This window comes from Aeromonas sp. EU05-FHT14A05, from assembly GCF_058791175.1.
The window spans coordinates 54,839-74,984 of the sequence record NZ_JBYTDH010000009.1; the positions used below are offsets into that span (position 1 = coordinate 54,839).

The 20,146-nt window shown below is 62.3% G+C and carries 14 protein-coding genes; 6 read left to right on the forward strand and 8 right to left on the reverse strand.

The genetic code is table 11. The features are described from left to right. Window positions 1–31: 31 nt before the first annotated feature. Together arcC and arcA are read right to left on the reverse strand one after the other, a co-directional pair. A complete protein-coding gene (gene arcC / locus AC3WR3_RS13795) occupies window positions 32–958 on the reverse strand; it encodes a carbamate kinase (protein WP_043128648.1) in 927 nt (308 codons plus the stop codon). A gap of 62 nt (window positions 959–1,020) precedes the next feature. Beyond that, on the reverse strand, window positions 1,021–2,241 hold the full coding sequence (gene arcA / locus AC3WR3_RS13800) for an arginine deiminase (RefSeq protein ID WP_025328667.1): 1,221 nt from the start codon (window positions 2,239–2,241) through the stop codon (window positions 1,021–1,023). Window positions 2,242–2,988: 747 nt separating this feature from the next. Between arcA and AC3WR3_RS13805 the strand changes: the two genes are divergently transcribed. Beyond that, window positions 2,989–3,165, forward strand: coding sequence for a hypothetical protein (locus AC3WR3_RS13805; RefSeq protein WP_139437965.1), 177 nt, complete (start codon window positions 2,989–2,991; stop codon window positions 3,163–3,165). An 801-nt stretch (window positions 3,166–3,966) separates the two neighbouring features. Here the strand turns inward: AC3WR3_RS13805 and AC3WR3_RS13810 are convergent. The 6 genes from AC3WR3_RS13810 to AC3WR3_RS13835 all read right to left on the reverse strand — a co-directional run bounded on the left by AC3WR3_RS13810 (window position 3,967) and on the right by AC3WR3_RS13835 (window position 14,303). Continuing rightward, entirely contained in the window at window positions 3,967–5,700 is a 1,734-nt protein-coding gene (locus AC3WR3_RS13810) for a methyl-accepting chemotaxis protein (protein ID WP_492292115.1), read from the reverse strand. Between the two features lie 56 nt (window positions 5,701–5,756). Next, a complete protein-coding gene (gene mglC, locus AC3WR3_RS13815; protein ID WP_041206572.1) occupies window positions 5,757–6,767 on the reverse strand; it encodes a galactose/methyl galactoside ABC transporter permease MglC in 1,011 nt (336 codons plus the stop codon). A gap of 16 nt (window positions 6,768–6,783) precedes the next feature. After that, entirely contained in the window at window positions 6,784–8,304 is a 1,521-nt protein-coding gene (gene mglA, locus AC3WR3_RS13820; protein WP_265435042.1) for a galactose/methyl galactoside ABC transporter ATP-binding protein MglA, read from the reverse strand. A 53-nt stretch (window positions 8,305–8,357) separates the two neighbouring features. Further along, entirely contained in the window at window positions 8,358–9,344 is a 987-nt protein-coding gene (mglB, locus tag AC3WR3_RS13825) for a galactose/glucose ABC transporter substrate-binding protein MglB (protein WP_025328672.1), read from the reverse strand. 221 nt (window positions 9,345–9,565) lie between these two features. Beyond that, window positions 9,566–12,607, reverse strand: coding sequence for a beta-galactosidase (locus tag AC3WR3_RS13830; RefSeq protein WP_492292116.1), 3,042 nt, complete (start codon window positions 12,605–12,607; stop codon window positions 9,566–9,568). A gap of 691 nt (window positions 12,608–13,298) precedes the next feature. Then, window positions 13,299–14,303 carry a substrate-binding domain-containing protein gene (locus AC3WR3_RS13835; RefSeq protein ID WP_106885518.1) on the reverse strand — a complete coding sequence of 335 codons (1,005 nt, stop codon included), beginning with the start codon at window positions 14,301–14,303 and terminating at the stop codon, window positions 13,299–13,301. A gap of 217 nt (window positions 14,304–14,520) precedes the next feature. Between AC3WR3_RS13835 and galE the strand changes: the two genes are divergently transcribed. The 5 genes from galE to AC3WR3_RS13860 all read left to right on the forward strand — a co-directional run bounded on the left by galE (window position 14,521) and on the right by AC3WR3_RS13860 (window position 20,043). Then, window positions 14,521–15,534 carry a UDP-glucose 4-epimerase GalE gene (gene galE / locus AC3WR3_RS13840; protein ID WP_492292117.1) on the forward strand — a complete coding sequence of 338 codons (1,014 nt, stop codon included), beginning with the start codon at window positions 14,521–14,523 and terminating at the stop codon, window positions 15,532–15,534. Between the two features lie 51 nt (window positions 15,535–15,585). Beyond that, window positions 15,586–16,635 (forward strand): UDP-glucose--hexose-1-phosphate uridylyltransferase, encoded by a 1,050-nt coding sequence (locus tag AC3WR3_RS13845; protein ID WP_492292118.1) that lies wholly within the window; start codon window positions 15,586–15,588, stop codon window positions 16,633–16,635. 91 nt (window positions 16,636–16,726) lie between these two features. Continuing rightward, window positions 16,727–17,875, forward strand: a complete 1,149-nt coding sequence (gene galK, locus AC3WR3_RS13850) for a galactokinase (RefSeq protein WP_492292119.1) — start codon at window positions 16,727–16,729, stop codon at window positions 17,873–17,875. A 48-nt stretch (window positions 17,876–17,923) separates the two neighbouring features. Further along, window positions 17,924–18,916, forward strand: coding sequence for a galactose-1-epimerase (locus AC3WR3_RS13855; protein WP_492292120.1), 993 nt, complete (start codon window positions 17,924–17,926; stop codon window positions 18,914–18,916). A 131-nt stretch (window positions 18,917–19,047) separates the two neighbouring features. Next, window positions 19,048–20,043, forward strand: coding sequence for an aldo/keto reductase (locus tag AC3WR3_RS13860; RefSeq protein ID WP_492292169.1), 996 nt, complete (start codon window positions 19,048–19,050; stop codon window positions 20,041–20,043). The last annotated feature ends 103 nt before the right edge of the window (window positions 20,044–20,146 follow it).

Genomic DNA, 20,146 nt, shown 5'->3' on the forward strand with positions numbered 1-20,146 from the left:
AGTGTTGTTAACTACGCAGTGATTCAACGACTCAAGCATTCACGGTATGGGTGGCGACGATATTGGTGCCGGCTTCCCCCTTGAGGATGGCGAGGCCATCTTCCAGGGAACCTATGCCGACCATGCCGCCGGTTGCCTTGACGAATTCGCAGGACGCTTCGACCTTGGGCCCCATGGAGCCTGCGTCGAACTTGACCCCAGCCAGCTCGGCCGGGCTGGTGACCCGCAGCGGGTGCTGGGTCGGCTTGCCCCAATCCAGGTAGACGGCATCGGCATCGGTCAGGATCAGCAGGGCATCGGCCTTGATCTGCTTGGCCAGGTAGGCGGCAGACATGTCCTTGTCGATGACGGCTTCGATGCCGGTCAGGCAGTGGCCATCCCAGGTCACCGGAATGCCGCCACCACCGGTACAGATGATGAGGTGGCCCTGGGCGATCAGGGTTTCGATGGCGTCGCCTTCGACGATGCGCTGGGGCAGCGGGGACGGCACCACACGGCGGAAGAACTTGCCGTCTGCCTTGACGCTCCACTGCTTCTCGGCAGCCAGGGCGCGGGCTTCGGCTTCCTCATAGACGGGGCCGATGAACTTGGTCGGGTTGGCAAACGCCGGATCCTTGGGGTCGACCTGCACCTGGGTCAGCAGCGCGGTGACGTTGCGGCTCGGCATCAGGTTCTTGAGCTCCTGGATCAGCATGTAGCCGATCATGCCCTGGGACTCGGCGCCCAGCACATCCAGGGGATAGGGGGAGACCTTGGTGTAGGCGCTGTTCTGCAGGGCCAGCAGGCCGACTTGCGGGCCGTTGCCGTGCACCAGCACCACGTTGTAATCCTCGGCGATCCGGGCGATGGTCTTGGCGGCGGTCGCTATGTTCTTGCGCTGGATGTCAGCTTCGAGGGGCTCGCCACGACGGAGCAGGGCATTGCCACCCAGGGCGACGACGACAGTTGGTTTTTTCATGAGTGTTACTCTCGAGTCTTGGTGTGTGTGGCGCCAGCCTCTGCCGGCGCCACGCCGTCTTGTCAGATGCCGTCACGTTCCATCGGGCAGCTCATGCAGCGGGCGCCGCCGCGGCCACGTCCCAGCTCTTCACCCGGGATGGGCAGCACTGTGATGCCGGCCTTGTCGTACTTCTCGTTCGTGTAGGTGTTGCGCTCGTAACCCACCACCACGCCGGGGCGTACTGTCAGCACGTTGTTGGCGTCATTCCACTGCTCGCGCTCGGCCTCGAAGCTGTCACCGCCTGTGGTGATGAGCTTGAGCTGATCCACGCCCAGCGCCTTCTCGATGGCGGTGACGAAGTAGCCCTCTTCCTTGATGTTCATGCCGGTGGCGCCGCCCGGGGTCAGGCTCCAGCAGTTCACGTCCTTGCGGATGACTTCCGGATAGACGGAGAAGGTGTCTATGTCCATGTGGGTCATGACGGTGTCCAGGTGCATGCAGCTGCGGTGTTTCGGCAGTTGCATGGCGATGACCTGCTTGGCCTGACCGTGCTTGAACAGGCCGCGGGCCAGGTGCTCCACCCCTTGCGGCGTGGTGCGCTCGGACATGCCGATCAGCACGGCGCCACGGCCGATAACCAGGACGTCGCCCCCTTCGATGGTGGAGTTGTCGTAGTCGCGATCCTCGTCACCGAAGTACTTGATGAAGTCCTGGCCGGCAAACTGCGGGTGCCAGCGGTAGATGGCCTTCACATGGTTGGTCTCGCGGCGACGGGCGGCCTTGGCCATGGGGTTGATGGAGACGCCACCATAGACCCAGCAGGAGGTGTCACGGGTGAAGAGGTGGTTGGGCAGCGGCTCTATGATGAAGTCGGTCGGGGCGTGCATGCCGACCACCATGTTGACGCCGCTGTAGGGCATCTCTGAGTAGGTCAGGCCACCGGAGAGGATGCGGGCCAGCTCGCGGTGCGGCATGTCCGCCAGGAAGCAGCGCACGTCATTGGCCAGGGCGGTGCCGAGGCGATAATCGGAGACCTGATGTTGCAGCAGCCAGGCTTTGGCTTCCGGCACATCCAGGGTTTCGGCCAGCAGGTTGGTCAGCAGGAAGACTTCGACATTCTGATCGCGCAGTACCTGAGCGAATTTGTCGTGCTCCTGACCGGCACGTTCAACGGACAGGACATCGTCGAACAGCAGATCCTGGCAGTTGGAAGGGGTCAGACGCTTCAGACTGAGGTTGGGGCGGTGCAGCATGACGCGGCGCAGTTGGCCAACTTCAGAACCTACATAAAATTTGCTCATGATTATATTCCGTCTAGCAGTGGTCCCTGCGAGTGATTGAATAGATTCCTTCTATTCTGGCTCGTGGCTAAGGCGGGATATTCTTTATGTAGGGTATTCAGCTTGTGTTCTATCCTGCCCTTGCCTTTCGTGACAGAGGTTAGGACTAGCAATCACTGCAAACTTAGACATTGATCACATTCACTCGAGACTGAATAAAATCAGAAGTTAATTTATGATGGAGTTTACATAAATGACATTTACCCATTAATGCTGACCGCATTTTTACGCAATAAAGACAGGTTTTATTTCTCAAAGATAACGTTTTCATTCATGCGCGATATCTATAAATGGATATTCTCAATTATAAATAATCAATAAAATCATTAACATAGCTTCATTTTATTTTTTGTTTGAATTTTATGCGTTCATCCATGCATTTATCCTCATAAATACTCCCTCCCCTCGTCACATAAATAGTCATCTGCATCCCTTCGCCTGAATAATCCATCTCTTGTCCCAGATCATGGCATCGGCGCCAACCCGCACGGACAGCCCTCCGTGCTGTGGTACTCATCGCATCTCCTTTATATGGATATGCATTCTGAGCGCATCCTGGCGATGCTTTTCTCACCAGCGCCATTGCATCCGGGTTTTAAAGTTTTTTCATTAGTTGAATTTATTGCACCGCCTTGCGCCGCTCCCTGGTTCGCCTTAACTCAGAAAGTGATCAAGATCACGCTATTTTCTATCACCAAGGAGATAACCATGAAGATCAAATCGCTGTTTCTGCTGGTCGCCCTGGTTCTGCCCATGACACCGGCCCTGGTTCAGGCCCAGGGCGCCCCCGCCATGCCGCTGGTGGTGTGCCATGTTGACCAGGCGCCCCAGATGCTGATCCCCGCCTATCTGTGCCAATGGTATGGCGGTCAGCAGCACCACTGATACTGCCCCCAGGGGGAGGATCCCTCCTCCTGGCTTGTCAGCTCCCCACGCCGGCATACCCCTCCCCCTATAGCCAGCTCCTGTTAGCCGCTTCCGGCCAGCAACCCCATGCACCCCTCCGTGTTCCCCCTCAACCCGACCTGGCACAGGCGCCTACGACCTGGATGCTGTCGGCCCCGGCTCGCCTATCCGCGATCGACTCTGACCCTGGTGACTTTTCTGAACCTCAGTTAAACGAGCTGTGAGACATTCGCCATGGCAGGTGTAAGCCAAGAGCCTCAAAAATTCTCGCCATAGTCGGAAGATAGGCGCAAAAAAACCGCACTTAAAAAGCACAAGATATTGTTCCATAAAGAAATAACATCATTATCATTTCTCGAGAAACGAGTTTGGAAAAAACGTTTTTCAACATGCCGTTGTCGTCCCCCGGGAAATCCTTATAGTTACTCCTGCACGGACGCAATGAAGTCGGTCAGGAAGACTGGCTGCCAGGGTTGGGCAAATGGACTCACCACAGGATGTGGTAAAGGACACCTCCCAGGACGGAGAAAGTGCGACGGGAACGGATGACTCGTCAGGCCATGATGGCTAAAGGACACCCCAAAGGATTGGGAAGGGGAAACCTAAAGGAAGAGGTATAGTCAGGGATTGCAGGGAGCAACTTCGTTCAAGGATATGAGCGATAAGACTATCGGGGGCGACGCAAGTCGCCCCCATCTTTTTTGGGCGTTTTCACGCTTTCCCGGCGCGCTGTCACCCTGACCACGGCGGCCAGGGTGCCCATCACCAGTCCAACCGACCTTATTCCAGCCGGAAGTGCCCCACTATCTCCCGCAGCCTGTCATAGGTGTGCTGCATCGAGGTCGAACTCTCCACCGTCCGCTCGCCATTGCCCTTGAGCTGGGTGATCACCTCGGCGATGGCGCTCATGTTGCGGTTGATCTCTTCGGCGACCGCACTCTGCTGCTCCGCCGCCGTGGCGATGTGGCTGATGAGATCGTTGATCTCCACCACCTCCCCCGCCATCAGATCCAGCGACGCATTCACCTTGCTGGTGTTCTCTGCCGCATCCTGACAGCTCTGCCGGGTGTTGCCCATGGCCGCCACCACGGTCTGGGTGCCCCGCTGCAACCGGGTCAGCATGGTCTGGATCTCGGCCGTGCTCTTCTGGGTACGGCCCGCCAGGGAGCGCACCTCGTCGGCCACCACCGCAAACCCGCGCCCCTGCTCACCGGCCCGGGCTGCCTCGATGGCGGCGTTGAGGGCCAGCAGGTTGGTCTGCTCGGCGATGCCGCCGATGACCCCCAGGATGGAACCTATCTGCTGCACATCCTGCTGCATGGCGGCGATGGAGTGGGCCGTGGTCTCCACCTCGGTCACCAGGGCGGTCACGCTGGCCATGGCCTGATCCACCACCCGGCGCGATTGGCTCGCGAGCTGCTGGCTCTGGCCGGTGAGCTGGGCCGTGCTGGCGGCACTCTCGGAGACGGAGACCGCGGTGCGGCTCATCTCGTTGATGGCGGTGACCACCTGCTCGGTCTCCCGCACATGGTCCGCCAGCAGTCCCTGGGCGGAGCCCGTCTGACTGGCCAGCCCCTCGATGCCGCTGTTGAGCTGGCCGCAGGCTTCCCGTACTTCTCCCATCATCTCCTGCAGCCGCTCGATGAAGCGGTTGATGCCCGCCGAGATCTGGCCGAGATCGTCCGTGCTGGTCACCGTCAGCCGGCGGGTCAGATCGCCGCTGCCGCGAGAGAGCTCCAGCACCAGATCTCGCAGGGAGAGGATGGGCCTATAGGCCACATTGAGCGCCAGCATCGCCAGCACCATCACCACTATCGCCACGCCGAACAGCGCCATGATGATCTGGCCGTTGAGGGACCGGGTCATGGACCGGATGTAATCGAGATCCACGTAACCGGTCAGGGTCCACTGGCTGCCACGGATATCCAGCTGGTTGGGGCGAGACTCGCTCTCCCCCTGTGGCTTGCTGCTGTAGAGCACCTGGCCCTGACTGTCGCTCAGGGAGAAGTAGCGCCCCTCCCCGCTCACCTTCTCCAGCAGCGCCTTGAACTCGCTCATGTCGAGGTAGTAGAGGTAGGCGGAATCGGCACCGCGCGGCACCAGGATGGAGATGACCGGCTTGCCGTCCAGCTGCTCCAGCGGGCTGACGGTGATCTGGTTGTTGGCGGCGGGGATCAGCTTGCGCAGAGCCTCGACCCTGGCCTTGTCGTCGATGACCCCGTTCACGTCGAATGCCATGTCGCCGATCAGCTTGACGATGTTGTGAAAGCCGGTCTCCTGCAGGGCCTTCTTGACGCTGGTCACCCCGAGATTGAGGTTCGCCGCCAGCAGCACTTTCTGGTTGATGTCACCGGCCAGCTTCTCCTTGACCAGGGTGATCTGCTCGTTGATGTTCTGGGTGGCCTGGGTGCGGATGTAGGCGCTGATGAAGTGGTTGACGCTGAACCAGGCGGTACCTATGGTGACCAGGATGGCGAGCAGCAGCAGCACGTTGATCTTGACTTTGAATGCCATGGATTGGATCCCTCCAAAGAGAAAGGGCCGGGATAACCCGGCCCCCCTGCCAATGCTTACTTCTTCTTGGCGTACTTCATGGAGTCCAGGGCTACCGCCAGGATGATGATGCCGCCCTTGATGATGAACTGCCAGTAGGGACTGACACCTATGTAGGTCAAACCATAGTTGATCAGCGTGAAGATAAGCACGCCGGTGATCACACCCGCGACAGTTCCCACACCGCCGGCGAAGGAAACCCCGCCCACCACGCAGGCCGCGATGGCATCGAGTTCATACATGAAGCCGAGGTTGTTGGTGGCGCTGCCGATCCGGCCCGCTTCCAGCATGCCGCCGAAGGCGTAGAAGACGCCGGCCAGGGCATAGATGATCACCAGGTTGACCGCCACGTTGACGCCGGAGACCTTGGCCGCTTCCGGGTTGCCGCCGATGGCGAAGATGTTCTTGCCAAAACGGGTCTTGTTCCACAGCACCCAGACGAAGACGCTGGCGATGGCCGCATAGAAGGTGAGATAGGAGAGCTTGAATCCCCCTATCCGGATAAAGCCCTGGGCGAAGCTGGAGAAGCGGGGGTCGAAGCCGGCCACAGGGGAGGCACCTACCGAGTCGAAGTAGAGGGAGTTGATGCCGTAGACGATGATCATGGTGCCCAGGGTAGTGATGAAGGGCGTCACGTTCAGGTAGGCCACGATCAGGCCGTTGACCAGACCGATCAGGGCCCCCACAGCACACACCAGCAGGATCACCGCCGGGATGGGCACTTCACCCAGACTGGGGAACACCTTGTTGACGTTGGTCAGGGCCTGCAACATGGTGGCCGCGATCAACGCCGCCAGACCGACCTGACGACCGGCCGAGAGATCCGTCCCCTGGGTGATGATGATGCCCGCCACCCCCAGCGCTATGATGACCCGCACCGAGGACTGGGTCAGGATGTTGCTGAGGTTGGTGAGGCTCAGGAAGGAGGGTTCCTGGATCACGATAACCATGAGCAGCACCAGCAGCACCAGGTAGATGGCGTTTTCCTTGAGCGCCTGCATCAGATTGAAATTTTTAGCCGACTCCATAAATGTCTTCCTGTCTCTAGAGGTACAGAGATGCCAGGCGCAGTATCTCGCTCTGGTCAGTTTCTTTGGTATTGACGATCCCGGCGACCCGGCCATTGCTCATCACCATGATGCGGTCGGTGATCCCCAGCAGTTCGGGCATTTCGGACGAGATGATGATGATCCCCTTGTCCTTCTTCGCCAGCTCCAGGATGAGCTGGTAGATCTCGAACTTGGCCCCGACGTCTATGCCGCGGGTCGGTTCATCCAGCATCAGGATCTCCGGCTGGGTCAGCAGCCAGCGGCCTATGATCACCTTCTGCTGGTTGCCCCCGGAGAGGGAGCCAATCTGTGTCTGCTGGGTCGGTGTCTTGACCCGCATGGAGTCGATGACCCACTGGGTATCGCTCTTCATCTTGTTGTCGCTGAGCAGCCCCATGGATCCCTTGTAGTTGTCCATGTTGGCGATCAGGGAGTTAAAGGCGATGTCGAGACGGGAGTAGATCCCGGTGGAGCGGCGCTCCTCGGTCACCAGGGCGAAGCCGTTCTGGATCGCCTCATGGGCGTTGCGATTGGCGACCTCCTTGCCGTGCAGCTTGATGACACCGTCGCTGTGATCGCGGATGCCGAACAGGGTCTCGACTATGTCGGTGCGCTTGGCCCCCACCAGACCGGCGATACCGAGGATCTCCCCCTTGTGCAGGTTGAAGCTCACGTCCTTGATGGAAGGCTGATTCTTGGCCGTCAGGTGCTCGACTTCGAGGATCACCTCTTTGGGCTGGTTGGTTTTCTCCGGGAAGCGCTGGGTCAACTCGCGACCGACCATCATGCCGATGATCTGATCCATGGTCATGCCCTCGAGCGGCTGGGTCGCCACCCACTGGCCATCCCGCAATATGGTGATCTCGTCACAGAGCTGGAAGATCTCTTCCATCTTGTGGGAGATGTAGACGATGCCGCACCCCTTGTCCTTCAACTTGTTGATGATCTTGAAGAGGTGGTTGACCTCTTTCTCGGTCAGGGAGGAGGTGGGTTCGTCCATGATGACGATCTTGGCGTCATAGGAGAATGCCTTGGCGATCTCGATCATCTGCATCTGGGAGACGGAGAGGGTGCCGACCTTGACCCGCGGGTCTATGTCGATGTCCAGTTCGTCGAAGATGCGCTTGGTGTCGTCATACATCTTGCCGTGGTCGATGAACCACCCCTTGGTGGGGTAGCGACCGAGCCACATGTTGTCCATCACGGTGCGTTGCAGTACCAGGTTCAGCTCCTGGTGCACCATGGAAACGCCATTCTCCAGCGCCTCTTTGGACGAGGTGAAGTTGATCTCCTGTCCCTTGAAGAAGATCTTGCCCTGATCCTTCTCGTAGATGCCGAACAGGCACTTGAGCAGCGTGGACTTCCCTGCGCCATTCTCGCCCATCAACGCATGCACAGAATGAGGACGGACCCGTAAATTGACATTATCGAGTGCCTTGACGCCAGGAAAGCTCTTACTGACGTCAATCATCTCCAACAGCCATTCTGATTGTTGCCGTGTTGTCATATCAGCCATCACATCTGGTTGAAAAAAGGGCAAGGGGATCTCCCTTGCCCTGAGGGGAGGAATTACTCGAATTGGGACAGGTTGTCTTTGTCTACGCCCACGTAGGCAACGCGCACGACCTTGTTGTCGATCTTCCAGTTGGTGCCTTCACCGGCCGGCTTGCCTTCAGCCAGGTTCTTGGTCAGCTCGAAGGTGGCTTTGGCCTGGTTGGCCGCATCGTTCAGCACTGTACCCGCCATGGCACCGCTCTTGACCATGGCCAGGGCTTCCGGCAGGGCATCGACGCCGAACACAGGGATGGCAGTCTTGCCCTGGGCTTTCAGGGATTCAACAGCGCCCATTGCCATGCCGTCGTTGTTGGCGATGACCACTTCGATCTTGTTGGCGTTGGGGCCGGAGATCCAGGCGTCCATCTTGTCTTTCGCCATGGCGGTATCCCACATACCGGTATCCATGTGCAGCTGTTCTGTCTTGACGCCGCCGTCATTCAGGGTCTTGACGACGTAGGTGGTGCGGGCTTCCGCATCCGGGTGGCCCGGCTCGCCCTTCAGCAGCACGAACTGGATGACGCCATCCTTGTTCAGATCCCACTCGGGGTGTGCCTTCCAGTGCTTGGCGATCAGCTGGCCCTGGATGATGCCTGACTCCTTGGAGTCGGTACCCACGTAGTAGGCCTTGTCATAGCTGGCCAGATCGGCCGCGCTCGGTTCCTTGTTGTAGAAGACCACGGGGATCTCGTCCGCACGGGCCTTCTCGATCACGACAGGGGCCGCCGCCGGGTCAACCAGGTTGATGGCCAGCGCCTTCACGCCCTTGGCCAGCAGCACGTCGATCTGGTCGTTCTGCTTGGACTGGTCGTTCTGGGAGTCATTCATCAGCAGCTCCACGCCGGGATTGGCTGCCGCTTCCTTCTCGATGGCCTTGCGCACCACGGCCATGAAGTTGTCGTCATACTTGTAGACGGTGACACCGATACGGGTATCGGCCTGGGCTTGGGCTCCCGCCATCAGTCCCATCAGCAAGGTGGCAACTGTCGTGAGTTTTTTCATTGTTATGCTCCGATCTCTAATATCTGTTTTTGTAGGGAATGCTGTACACCATTTGAACTGGCGCCAGCCTAATGTAATCAGTTTGTTGTATATCGGTCTGTGATCATGGCAACAAAATGAAAACGTTTACACTCTGTTACATAGAAGCAATATTGTTAAAAATTAAATAGTTATGTAAGTTAGGGCCTCTTTCGAAGCCTCACCATGCAAGACTAGTCCATCTAGCGAAAAATGCAGTTCCAGCTGTAACTTCCAGGTGGCAACCAGAATTCGGGCCTCACGCTCTGGCTCCAGGAGTCATCCCCCCCAACACCCATGTGGAAACCATCCAGACAGAGGTGCACTCCCCCCCGAGCCAGCAGATCGGTCTGATGACGGGCCTGGGCTAGCTGCTGCTGGCTGTAGCGGCTGACGCTGAAGTGAAACTGGCCCTCGACGGCAATCTCGCCAAGCTGCAGTTCACGGGTATCGCAGCGCAGCCCGTTGTCGGTCGGGAACACATAGGGGGTGTGCAGGGCCGCGAGCGGCAACTGCCAGCGATGGAGGTCGGCGGCAAGCAGCCTGTCCGGGTAGTTCTCGTGGGGACCGCGCCCCAGCCAGCTCACTTCGTCGACCTCGTCGACCAGCCAGAGCCTGGCGCCGATCCGGGGCAACGACGGCATGTCGGCGGCAACCTCCACCTCGATGCGTAGCGCCATGGCGCCGTCGGCATCAAAGCTGTGATGCCAGCGAGTCAGCAGCCGCAGCGACTCCCCGACGAAGTAGCCGTGGGATGCGACCAGCGTCCCCCCATCGGGGTTAGCCTCCAGGCCGAGGCAGCGGTGCTGCAGATCATTGAGCCCGGCCTCCTGCCAGCGGGCAATCCAGGCGTTGGGATCCGCGTGATCCGCCTCGCTGGTGCCGATGTCGTTGTCGAGCGGTGCCCGGTAGAAGTGATCGGCGATGGCCTCACGCAGCCGCTCGCGGCCCTGTTTCTGCCAGCTGCTGATGCGGCCGCTGGCCTTGTCCAGCCGCCACTCGCTGCCCGCGGCACGCACCAGCCAGTGGTCCGGCTGCTCGCTCAAGGGGGCGGGCGCTCGGGTAGCTGGCATGGCCAGAGGGGTCGGCAGCATGCATTGCTGGCGCGCCACCTCGTGATCCGCCCCGGCCCAGGCCGTGGCAGCGGGCTGCACTATGGCCAGATCCAGCCAGGCCAGGGAGCCTGCGGCAAAGCCCGGCAGCCGCTCCAGCAGGGTCAGCGTCACGCTGCCTCTGGGCGCCAGCGCGAGCGGGCATTCGCCCTGGCTCAGCACCACACCGTCCTCCAGCAGCTGCCAGCGCAGCACTTCGTTGTCCGTGGGGCGGGACAGGTATTCACTATGAATCTCCACCGTCAGCGGCTTCTGGCCGACCAGGGTCAGCACGAAGGGCTGCTGGGCCCGTTTCGCCTCGAACAGGGCGGGATGCGGCGTCCGATCCGGGAACAGCAGGCCGTTGCAGCAGAACTGGCGATCGTTGGGAACATCGCCAAAGTCACCGCCGTAGGCCCAGAAATGGCGGCCATCGTCGGTCTGCTTGTCGAGCCCCTGATCCACCCAATCCCACACGAAACCGCCCTGCAGGCGGGGATGATCGCGAAACGCCTGCCAGTAGTGGGCGTAGCCCCCCAGGCTGTTGCCCATGGCGTGGGCATATTCGCAGAGGATCAGCGGCCGGGTCTCTTCCGGCAGGCCTATCCACTTGGCCAGCGCCCACTTGGGCACCGCCGGAAAGGGTTGATCCTGGTGGGTACGGGCATACATGGGGCAGATGATGTCGGTGGCCGGGGTATCGGCCCCGCCCCCTTCGTACTGGACCGGGCGACTCGGATCCGCCCGTTTGACCCACTGGTACATGGCGTCGTGGGCCGGACCATAGCCGGACTCGTTGCCCAGCGACCAGATGATGATGCTGGGGTGGTTGAAGTCCCGCGCCACCATGCGGGTCACCCGCTCGAGGAAGGCGCTGCTCCAGGCGGGATCCTGCGCCAGCCGCCCCATGGGGGTCATGCCGTGGGTCTCAAGGTTCGCCTCGTCCACCACGTAGAGGCCAAGCCGGTCACACAGCCGGTAGAACTCGGGATGGTTGGGGTAGTGGGAGCAGCGCACCGCGTTGAAGTTGTGCTGCTTCATCAGCCGCAGATCCTGCTCCATGGCGGCCGGGGTCACCACATGGCCCAGGGCGGGATCGTGTTCGTGGCGATTGGCGCCACGGATCAGCAGGGGCTGGCCGTTGACCCTCAGCAGGCCGCCACGGATCTCCACAGCCCGAAAACCCACGTCATGGGCCTCGCTCTCGATGGGCTCGCCCTGCTCGTCCAGCAGGGTCAGGGTCAGTCGATAGAGGTGCGGCGTCTCGGCGCTCCACTTGTGCGGCGCCGCTACCTCCAGCCACAGCTCAGCCCTGTCTGTGTAGGCGCCCTTCTCGTCGATAGTACTAGTGCCCAACGGCTGGCGCCGATCGGCGATCAGGGTCTCACCGAAATAGAGCCTGGCCTCCACCGCCAGCCCTGCGCCCTCATTGACCTGCAGCGCCACCTTGAGACGGGCATCCCGGTAACAGGCGTCCAGCACCGGGGTCAGCCGCACGTCCAGCAGCCGGTGCTCGGGTTTGTGCAGCAGGCTGACGGAGCGGAAGATGCCGCTCATGCGCCACATGTCCTGATCCTCCAGATAGGAGCCATCGGACCAGCGCAGCACCAGCACGGCCAGCCGGTTCGGACCGGCCTGCAGGAAGTCGCCGAGATCGAATTCGGCGGGCAGCCTGCTGTCCTGGGAGTAACCGACCCAGCGGCCGTTGCAGAACAGATGGAAGGCGCTGTCCACCCCATCGAAAATGATGCGGGTCTGGCCGCTGGCCAGCCAGTCGACGGGCAGTTCAAACTCGCGGGAATAGCAGCCGGTGGGATTCTCGGCCGGCACCCGGGGCGGATCGCAGGGGAAGGGGTACTTGATGTTGGTATAGATGGGGCGATCAAACCCCTGCAGTTGCCAGTTGCCAGGCACCCTGATGGGCGTCGCACCGGGCAGATCCCCACTCAGCCACGCCTCTGGCACCAGCTCGGGGGCCTTGAAGAAGGAGAAACGCCAGTCGCCATCGAGCAGCATGCGGGACGGCGAAGGGAGCCCGGCACGGGCATCGGCCTCGCTGCGCCAGCTGAACAAGGGGGTATGGGCAGGCAGACGATTCACCGAGGTAATCGCCTGGGTCTGCCAGTCCTGACGGGCCACTATCTCCCTGAGCATTCTTCTCTCTCCCTGCATGCAACAGATAACGCATGCAGTGTAGGGGAGTTTTGCCCGGTGATCGGCGATCTCGCTCACACAGATGTAAACGATTACACTGATTTTGTTAAGTAAAACAGAGTAAAAATCAGATAAATGAAAGTAAAAGGTCACCCCGCCGCACAGGCAGGCTGAAACAGGGCGATCCGGACCGGGGAAGTGGGGGAAAAGAGAGGGTTTGGCTTCGAACGGGCCTTTCACAGCCCGTCATCAGAGCCGCGGCTGGCGGCTGTGCCTCTGCGTCCCACCCCACCGCCATGACGGCGGCAAGGAGGCGCAGCACTCAGAACCTGGCAGGCGCAGCCGAGTGGCGATTGAGCAGAGAGCGGCGGGCACCATCAGGCGGCTGTTGAACAAAGACATGACCACGCAAAGACGCCTCTGCGCCCGACTCCAGCGCCATGACGGCGACAGGAGACGCAACGCGCAGAGTCCGACGGGCTGTTAATTAGAGAATGGGGCGCTTAGCAGAGGCCTGAGCCGGTAGACGTGCCTCCACCGCCTTCACCCCACCGCCATGACGGCGACAGGGGGCGCAACGCGCAGAGCACGACGGGCGTCGCCGAGGGGCTGTTGAACAAAAGCCTGAGCCTGTAGACGTGCCTCCAACCGCCTTCACCCCACCGCCATGGGCGGCGGGAAGATGAAGCGATCAGAGCCTGACGGGCGCGACCGAGTGGCGATTGATCAGGGTCGGGGTGTAGATCCGGCTCTGCACCGTCTCGCTCTCCCCGGCGGCGAGTTGCAACGCCAGCTTGGCGGCCTGGGCGGCCATGAGTTCGATGGGATAGCGCATGGTAGAGAGCTTGGGCCTCAGGTATCTGGCATAGATGATGTCATCGAAGCCCACCACAGAGACCTCTTCCGGCACCTTGAGACCGTTGTCTGCCAGTACGGAGATGGCCCCTGCCGCCATGGCGTCGTTGTAGGCCACCACGGCCGTGATGGGCAACCCCTTGGCCAGCAGGTTGAGCATGGCGCGCTCCCCCCCTTCCTCATTGGGCATGCCGCTCTCCACCAGCTCGGGATCGGCGCTCAGGCCCGCCTCGGCCAGGGCATCCTGATAACCCTGATGGCGCAGCAGGGCATCCTCGATGGCGTGATCCGAACTGAGGAAGGCGATGTGGCGGTGCCCCAGCTCCAGCAGATGGCGGGTCGCGGTGGCGGCCCCCTGCCGGTTGTTGAGGGCGATGCAGCGCCCCCTCAGGCTCGGGATGTCGCGGTTGATCAGCACCATACCGGGGGCCCGCAGGGCGTAGTCGATGAGCTCCTCGTCGCTGAGCGCCTTGCTGTGCACCACCAGCGCCTCGCAGCGCTTGCCGATCAGCAGCTCGATCGCTTCCCGCTCCTGCTGGGCGCGGTGAAAACCATTACCCATCAGCAGGTGCAACCCCTGCTCCACCGCCACTGCGGCGACCCCCTTGACCAGGGCACCGAAGAAGGGATCCGCCACGTCACCGACCACCACACCCATGGTGTCGCAGGTCTGGCTGACCAGGGCCCGGGCGTTGGCGTTGGGGGTGTAGCCCAGCTCGGCCATGGCCTTCTGCACCACCTCGCGGGAGGCGGCACTGGCCTTGGGTGAGTTGTTCATCACCCGTGAAACCGTTGCCACCGATACGTTGGCCAAACGGGCGACATCCTTGATGGTGCTCATGCTGTTTTCACTTATTTCACGGTTCGATATGGCGCCATTATACCGGGCAATGTCACTGATAACAGGGGGAAAAGCCATATCGATGCATTTATAACCACACAAATAAGTGTAATCGTTTCCACCATTTTGTTAACCAGTTCACAGTTTGTCCGCCAGCCCCTCGGCTAGACTCCTGCTCAGGCTTTCCTTGCGTGAGGCACGAACGGTGGAGAAGAGGATGAGAGTACTGGTGACCGGCGGTTGCGGCTATATCGGCAGCCACACCTGCCTGGCCTTGCAGGCGGCAGGCATGGAGCCCGTGGTGGTGGACAACCTCTGCAACAGCAAGGCCGCCGTGCTGACACGGGTTGCCGCCATCAGCGGACAGATGCCCCGCTTCTATCAGGGAGACATTCGTGATCCCGCCCTGCTGGACAGCATCTTCGCCGAGCAGCAGATAGACGCCGTGATCCACTTCGCCGCCCTGAAAGCGGTCGGCGAATCGACCCGGATCCCCCTCGAATATTATGAGAACAACCTGAGCGGCACCCTGGTGCTGCTGCAGGCGATGAAGCGGGCCGGGGTTCACAACCTGGTGTTCAGCTCCTCGGCCACCGTCTACGGCGACCCGGCCAGCACCCCCATCCGGGAAGACTTCCCCCGCAGCGCCACCAATCCCTATGGCAGATCCAAGTTGATCATCGAGGAGATCCTCGAGGATCTGCAAGCCGCCGAACCCCACTGGAGCATGACGCTGCTGCGCTACTTCAACCCGGTCGGCGCCCACGAATCCGGCACTCTGGGGGAGGATCCCCAGGGCATGCCCAACAATCTCATGCCCTACATCACTCAGGTGGCCATAGGTCGTCGTGACTGCCTCTCGGTCTTTGGAAACGATTACAACACCGTGGACGGCACAGGGGTGCGCGACTATATCCATGTGATGGATCTCGCCGAGGGGCACGTCAAGGCGCTGCACCACTGCGCGGGGCAAGGCGGCGTCCACCCTTACAACCTGGGCACCGGCCAGGGCCAGAGTGTGCTGCAGATGGTGGCGGCGTTCGAGGCGGCATGCGGCCGCCCCCTGCCCTGTCGCATCGAACCGAGGCGCCCGGGCGACATCGCCGAATGCTGGGCAGACCCCGCCAAGGCCGAGCGCGAGCTGGGCTGGCACGCCAGCCGGGATCTCGCGGCCATGTGCGCCGACAGCTGGCGCTGGCAGCTCGCCAACCCGAACGGTTACGAGGAGTAGGCCTGCCGGCCTGCCCGTTACGATTTTCTCAACTCATTGATTGGAGTGATGATGTTCAACCCTGTTGATCACCCCCACCGCCGTTTCAACCCGCTGACCGGCCAGTATGTGCTGGTCTCCCCCCACAGGGCCAAGCGCCCCTGGCAGGGTCAGGTCGAAAAAATAAGCCAGGCACCGAGCCAGTCCCACGATCCGGACTGCTTCCTCTGCGCCGGCAACAAGCGCGTCACCGGCGACCAGAACCCCGACTATCGGGACACCTTCGTCTTCACCAACGACTTCGCCGCCCTGATGCAGGACACCCCGGCCGCCGACGGCGAGCAGGATCCCCTGCTCAAGCTGGAGGCCGCCCGCGGCACCAGCCGGGTCATCTGCTTCTCGCCGGATCACGGCAAGACACTGCCCGAGCTGCCCCTGCCCGCCATAGAGGCGGTGATCCGCACCTGGATGAGCCAGGTCGCCGAGCTGTCGAGCCAGTGGGAATGGGTGCAGGTCTTTGAAAACAAGGGCGCCGTCATGGGCTGCTCCAACCCCCACCCCCATGGCCAGCTGTGGGGCAGCGACTTCCTGCCCAACGAGATAGCCCGCGAAGAGCAGCACCAGCGCGACTGGCTGGCCGAGCACGGCCGCCCGCTGCTGCGGGACTACGTGGAGCGCGAGCTGCAAGACCGCTCACGCATCGTGGTGGAGACGGCACACTGGCTGGCCGTGGTGCCCTTCTGGGCGGCCTGGCCATTCGAAACCCTGCTGCTGCCCAAGGCCCATGTGCCCTCAATGCTGGATCTCACCCCGGAGCAGCAAGAGGATCTGGCGGTGGCGCTCAAGGAGCTCACCAGCCGCTACGACAACCTGTTCGAGTGCAGCTTCCCCTACTCCATGGGCTGGCACTTCGCGCCGCCGCGCTCCGATTGCCCCGAGGCCTGGCAGTTGCACGCCCACTTCTACCCGCCCCTGCTGCGCTCCGCCACGGTGCGCAAGTTCATGGTGGGCTTCGAGATGCTGGCCGAAACCCAGCGGGACCTGACGCCGGAACAGGCGGCAGAACGACTGCGCGCCCTCTCCCCCATTCACTACAACCAGGCCGATGGGGAAATGCGATGAAACCCAGTCAATGTGTTCTGACGCCGGAGCAAGCCGCCGAGCGCCTGCGTTCCCTCTCCCCCGTTCATTACAAAGCCAATGAGGTGACCCCATGACCCCCAGCCAACGCGTCAGCGCCGTGTTTGCCGAGCAGTTTGAGCAACAACCCGACCTGCTGGTGCGCGCCCCCGGTCGCGTCAACCTCATCGGCGAGCACACCGACTACAACGACGGCTTCGTGCTGCCCTGTGCCATCGACTACGAGACCTGCGTCGCCATCGGCCTGCGCAGCGACAACCTGGTGCACGTGATCGCCGCCGACTACGGCAACCAGCGGGATCTGTTCAGCCTGGACAAGCCCATCACCCATCACCCGGACCAGCGCTGGAGCGACTACATCCGCGGCGTGGTCAAGCATCTGCAGGCCCGTGGCCATGCCCTGCGCGGCCTCAACCTGGTGGTCTCGGGCAACGTGCCCCAGGGCACCGGCCTGTCGTCGTCCGCCTCCCTGGAGGTGGCCATAGGCCAGGCCTTCAAGGAAGCCCTGGGGCTTTCCATCAGCCAGGCCGACATCGCCCTGAACGGCCAGCAGGCGGAGAACCAGTTTGTCGGCTGCAACTGCGGCATCATGGATCAGATGATCTCGGCGAGCGGCGAGGCGGACCACGCCCTGCTGCTGGACTGCCGCTCCCTGGAGACCCGCCTCATCCCCATGCCCACTGATCTGGCGGTGCTCATCATCAACTCCAACGTGCGCCGCGGCCTGGTGGACAGCGAATACAACACCCGCCGCCAGCAGTGCGAGACCGCCGCCCGTCACTACGGGGTCAAGGCGCTGCGCGACCTGGATCTGGCCGCGCTGGAAGCGGGCAAGGCCGGACTGGACGAGGCCTGCTACCGTCGTGCCCGCCACGTGGTGGGGGAAAACGCCCGCACCCTGGCCGCCGCCGACGCCCTGGCAAGCGGCGATCTGGTACGCCTCGGCGAACTGATGGGGCAGTCTCACGCCGCCATGCGGGACGACTTCGAGATCACCGTGCCCCCTATCGACGGCCTGGTGGAGATCATCAAGGCCCAGATCGGCACCCAGGGCGGCGTGCGCATGACCGGCGGCGGCTTTGGCGGCTGCGTGGTGGCCCTGCTGCGCCCGGTGCAGGTGGACGAGGTGATCGCCGTGGTCGAGGCCGAGTATCCGGCCAGGTTTGGCCTCAAGGCGGACTGCTACGTCTGCCGCGCCAGCGCCGGGGCCGGCAGGCTCTAACGGGAAGCAGATGAGTGACAGCTCACCGATCATCGAAACGGGCAAACCATGAAGACATTCGAACTGGAAAACGAGGAGGGGCTGCGCCTGCGCGGCCTCGAATTTGGCGCCACCCTCACCTCCCTCAGCCTGCCGGTAGCTGGCCAGCGCCGTGAAGTACTGCTGGGCTGTGCCGACGAGGCTTATGCCACCCAGCAGGTGTGGCTGGGGGCGGTAGCGGGTCGCTTTGCCAACCGCATCGGCGGCGCCGAGCTGGTACGAGGGGACGAACGCTGGTCTCTCGACGCCAATCAGGCCCCCCACTGCCTGCACGGCGGGCACGACGGATTCCATCGCCAGCCCTGGCAGATCAAGGAGCAGGAGATGGACAGGGTCAGGCTGGCGCTGCTCTCAAGGGCGGGAGATCAGGGCTTCCCCGGCAACCTGCGGGTGACCCTGGAGTACCGGCTGGAGCAACAGGATCTGGTAATCGACTTCAGAGCCAGCACGGATGCACCGACCCCGGTCAGCCTCACCAGCCACGCCTACTTCAATCTCGATAGCCACCAGGGCGGCAGCGATGTGCGCTCCGATATTCGCAATCATGCCATCAGCATCAATGCCGATCGCTTCCTGCCCACCGACCAGAGCGGTTTGCCGCTCACCATCACACCGGTGGAGGGCCCCTTCGATCTGCGCAATGAGCGCCTCATCGGGCAGGATTGGCTGAGCCATCCCCAGCAGCTGCAGGCCAAGGGCTTTGACCACGCCTTTGTGCTGAACGGCCCCGCACAGCCGTGGGCGGCACGGGTGGTCTCGGGGGATGGGCAGCTAGTGATGGAGGTCCACACCAATCAGCCCTCCCTGCAGTTCTACACCGGCAACTGGCTGGCCAGCACGCTGGACCGCAGCGGTCGGCCATACCGGGATTACGACGGTTTCTGCCTGGAGGCGCAGCAACTGCCGGACAGCCCGAACCGGCCCGAGCTCGGCGACCCCTGGCTGCTGCCAGGCCGGCTGTATCACCATCAGACCCGTTACCGTCTGATCCCCGCAGGCTAAGACCCCTCCCGACCTCCCCCTTCGAAAAGGGGGAGGCGTGATGATACCCCTCCCCTTATGAAGAGGAGGGGGCTCTTCGCCTCCTCTTGCTAACGACAGTCCACCGAGCCAACTCAGGAGTCTTGATGAACATGGATGATCACTACCTCGCCGCGCCGGATCGTTACCAGCGCCAGCCCTACCGCCCCGCCGGTCGCCACGGCCTGCGCCTGCCCAGCATAGGCCTCGGCCTCTGGCACAACTTCGGCGCCGGGAGCGAGCCCGCCAGGGTGAAGGCCATGGTGCATCAGGCCTTCGATCTCGGGATCACCCACTTCGATCTCGCCAACAACTACGGGCCGCCGCCAGGCTCCGCCGAGACCACCTTCGGCGGCGTGCTCAAACGCAGTCTGGCCCCCTACAGAGACGAGCTCATCATCGCCAGCAAGGCGGGTTATGTGATGTGGGACGGCCCCTACGGCGACGGCGGCAGCGCCAAATACCTGTTTGCCAGCCTGCACCAGAGCCTGCGCCGGCTCGGGCTCGACTACCTGGACATCTTCTACCACCACAGGCCGGATCCCCGCACCCCGCTGGAAGAGACCTGTCAGGCGCTGGCGCTCATGGTGCGCCAGGGCAAGGCGCTCTATGTCGGCCTCTCCAACTACCCGGCCGAGCTTGCCGCCAGGGCGGCGACCCGGCTGGCCGAACTCGGCACCCCCTGCCTGGTCAATCAGCTCAAGTACTCCCTGTTCCAGCGCGACATCGAGGCCGAGACGCTACCGGTCTGCCGCGAACAGGGGATGGGGGTGGTCGCCTTCTCGCCCCTGGCGGGGGGCCTGCTCAGCGATCGCTATCTGGAAGGGATCCCGGCGGACTCCCGCGCCGCCAGCGCCAGCCCCTTCCTCAAGCCCGACCAGATCACCGCGGACAAGCTGGCCCGCATTCGCGCCCTCCACGCCCTGGCGCAGCAGAGGGGGCAACCCCTGTCACAGCTGGCATTGCAGTGGGTACTGCGCGATCCCGTGGTGAGCTGCGCCCTGATCGGCGCCAGCAGCCCGCAGCAGATAGTGAGCGCGGTCGAGGCCCTGGCCCTGCCGCCACTGGACGAGGTGTTGCAGCAGCAGATCCTGGCGGTGCTGGCATGACGAATTGGCCCCGCCACGGGCCGCTGGCTGCCCGTGGCGGCCATGTCAGAAGGTGACGGGGCGGCAACGACGCCCGGGGCAGAACCACTCAAGCCGCAGCGCC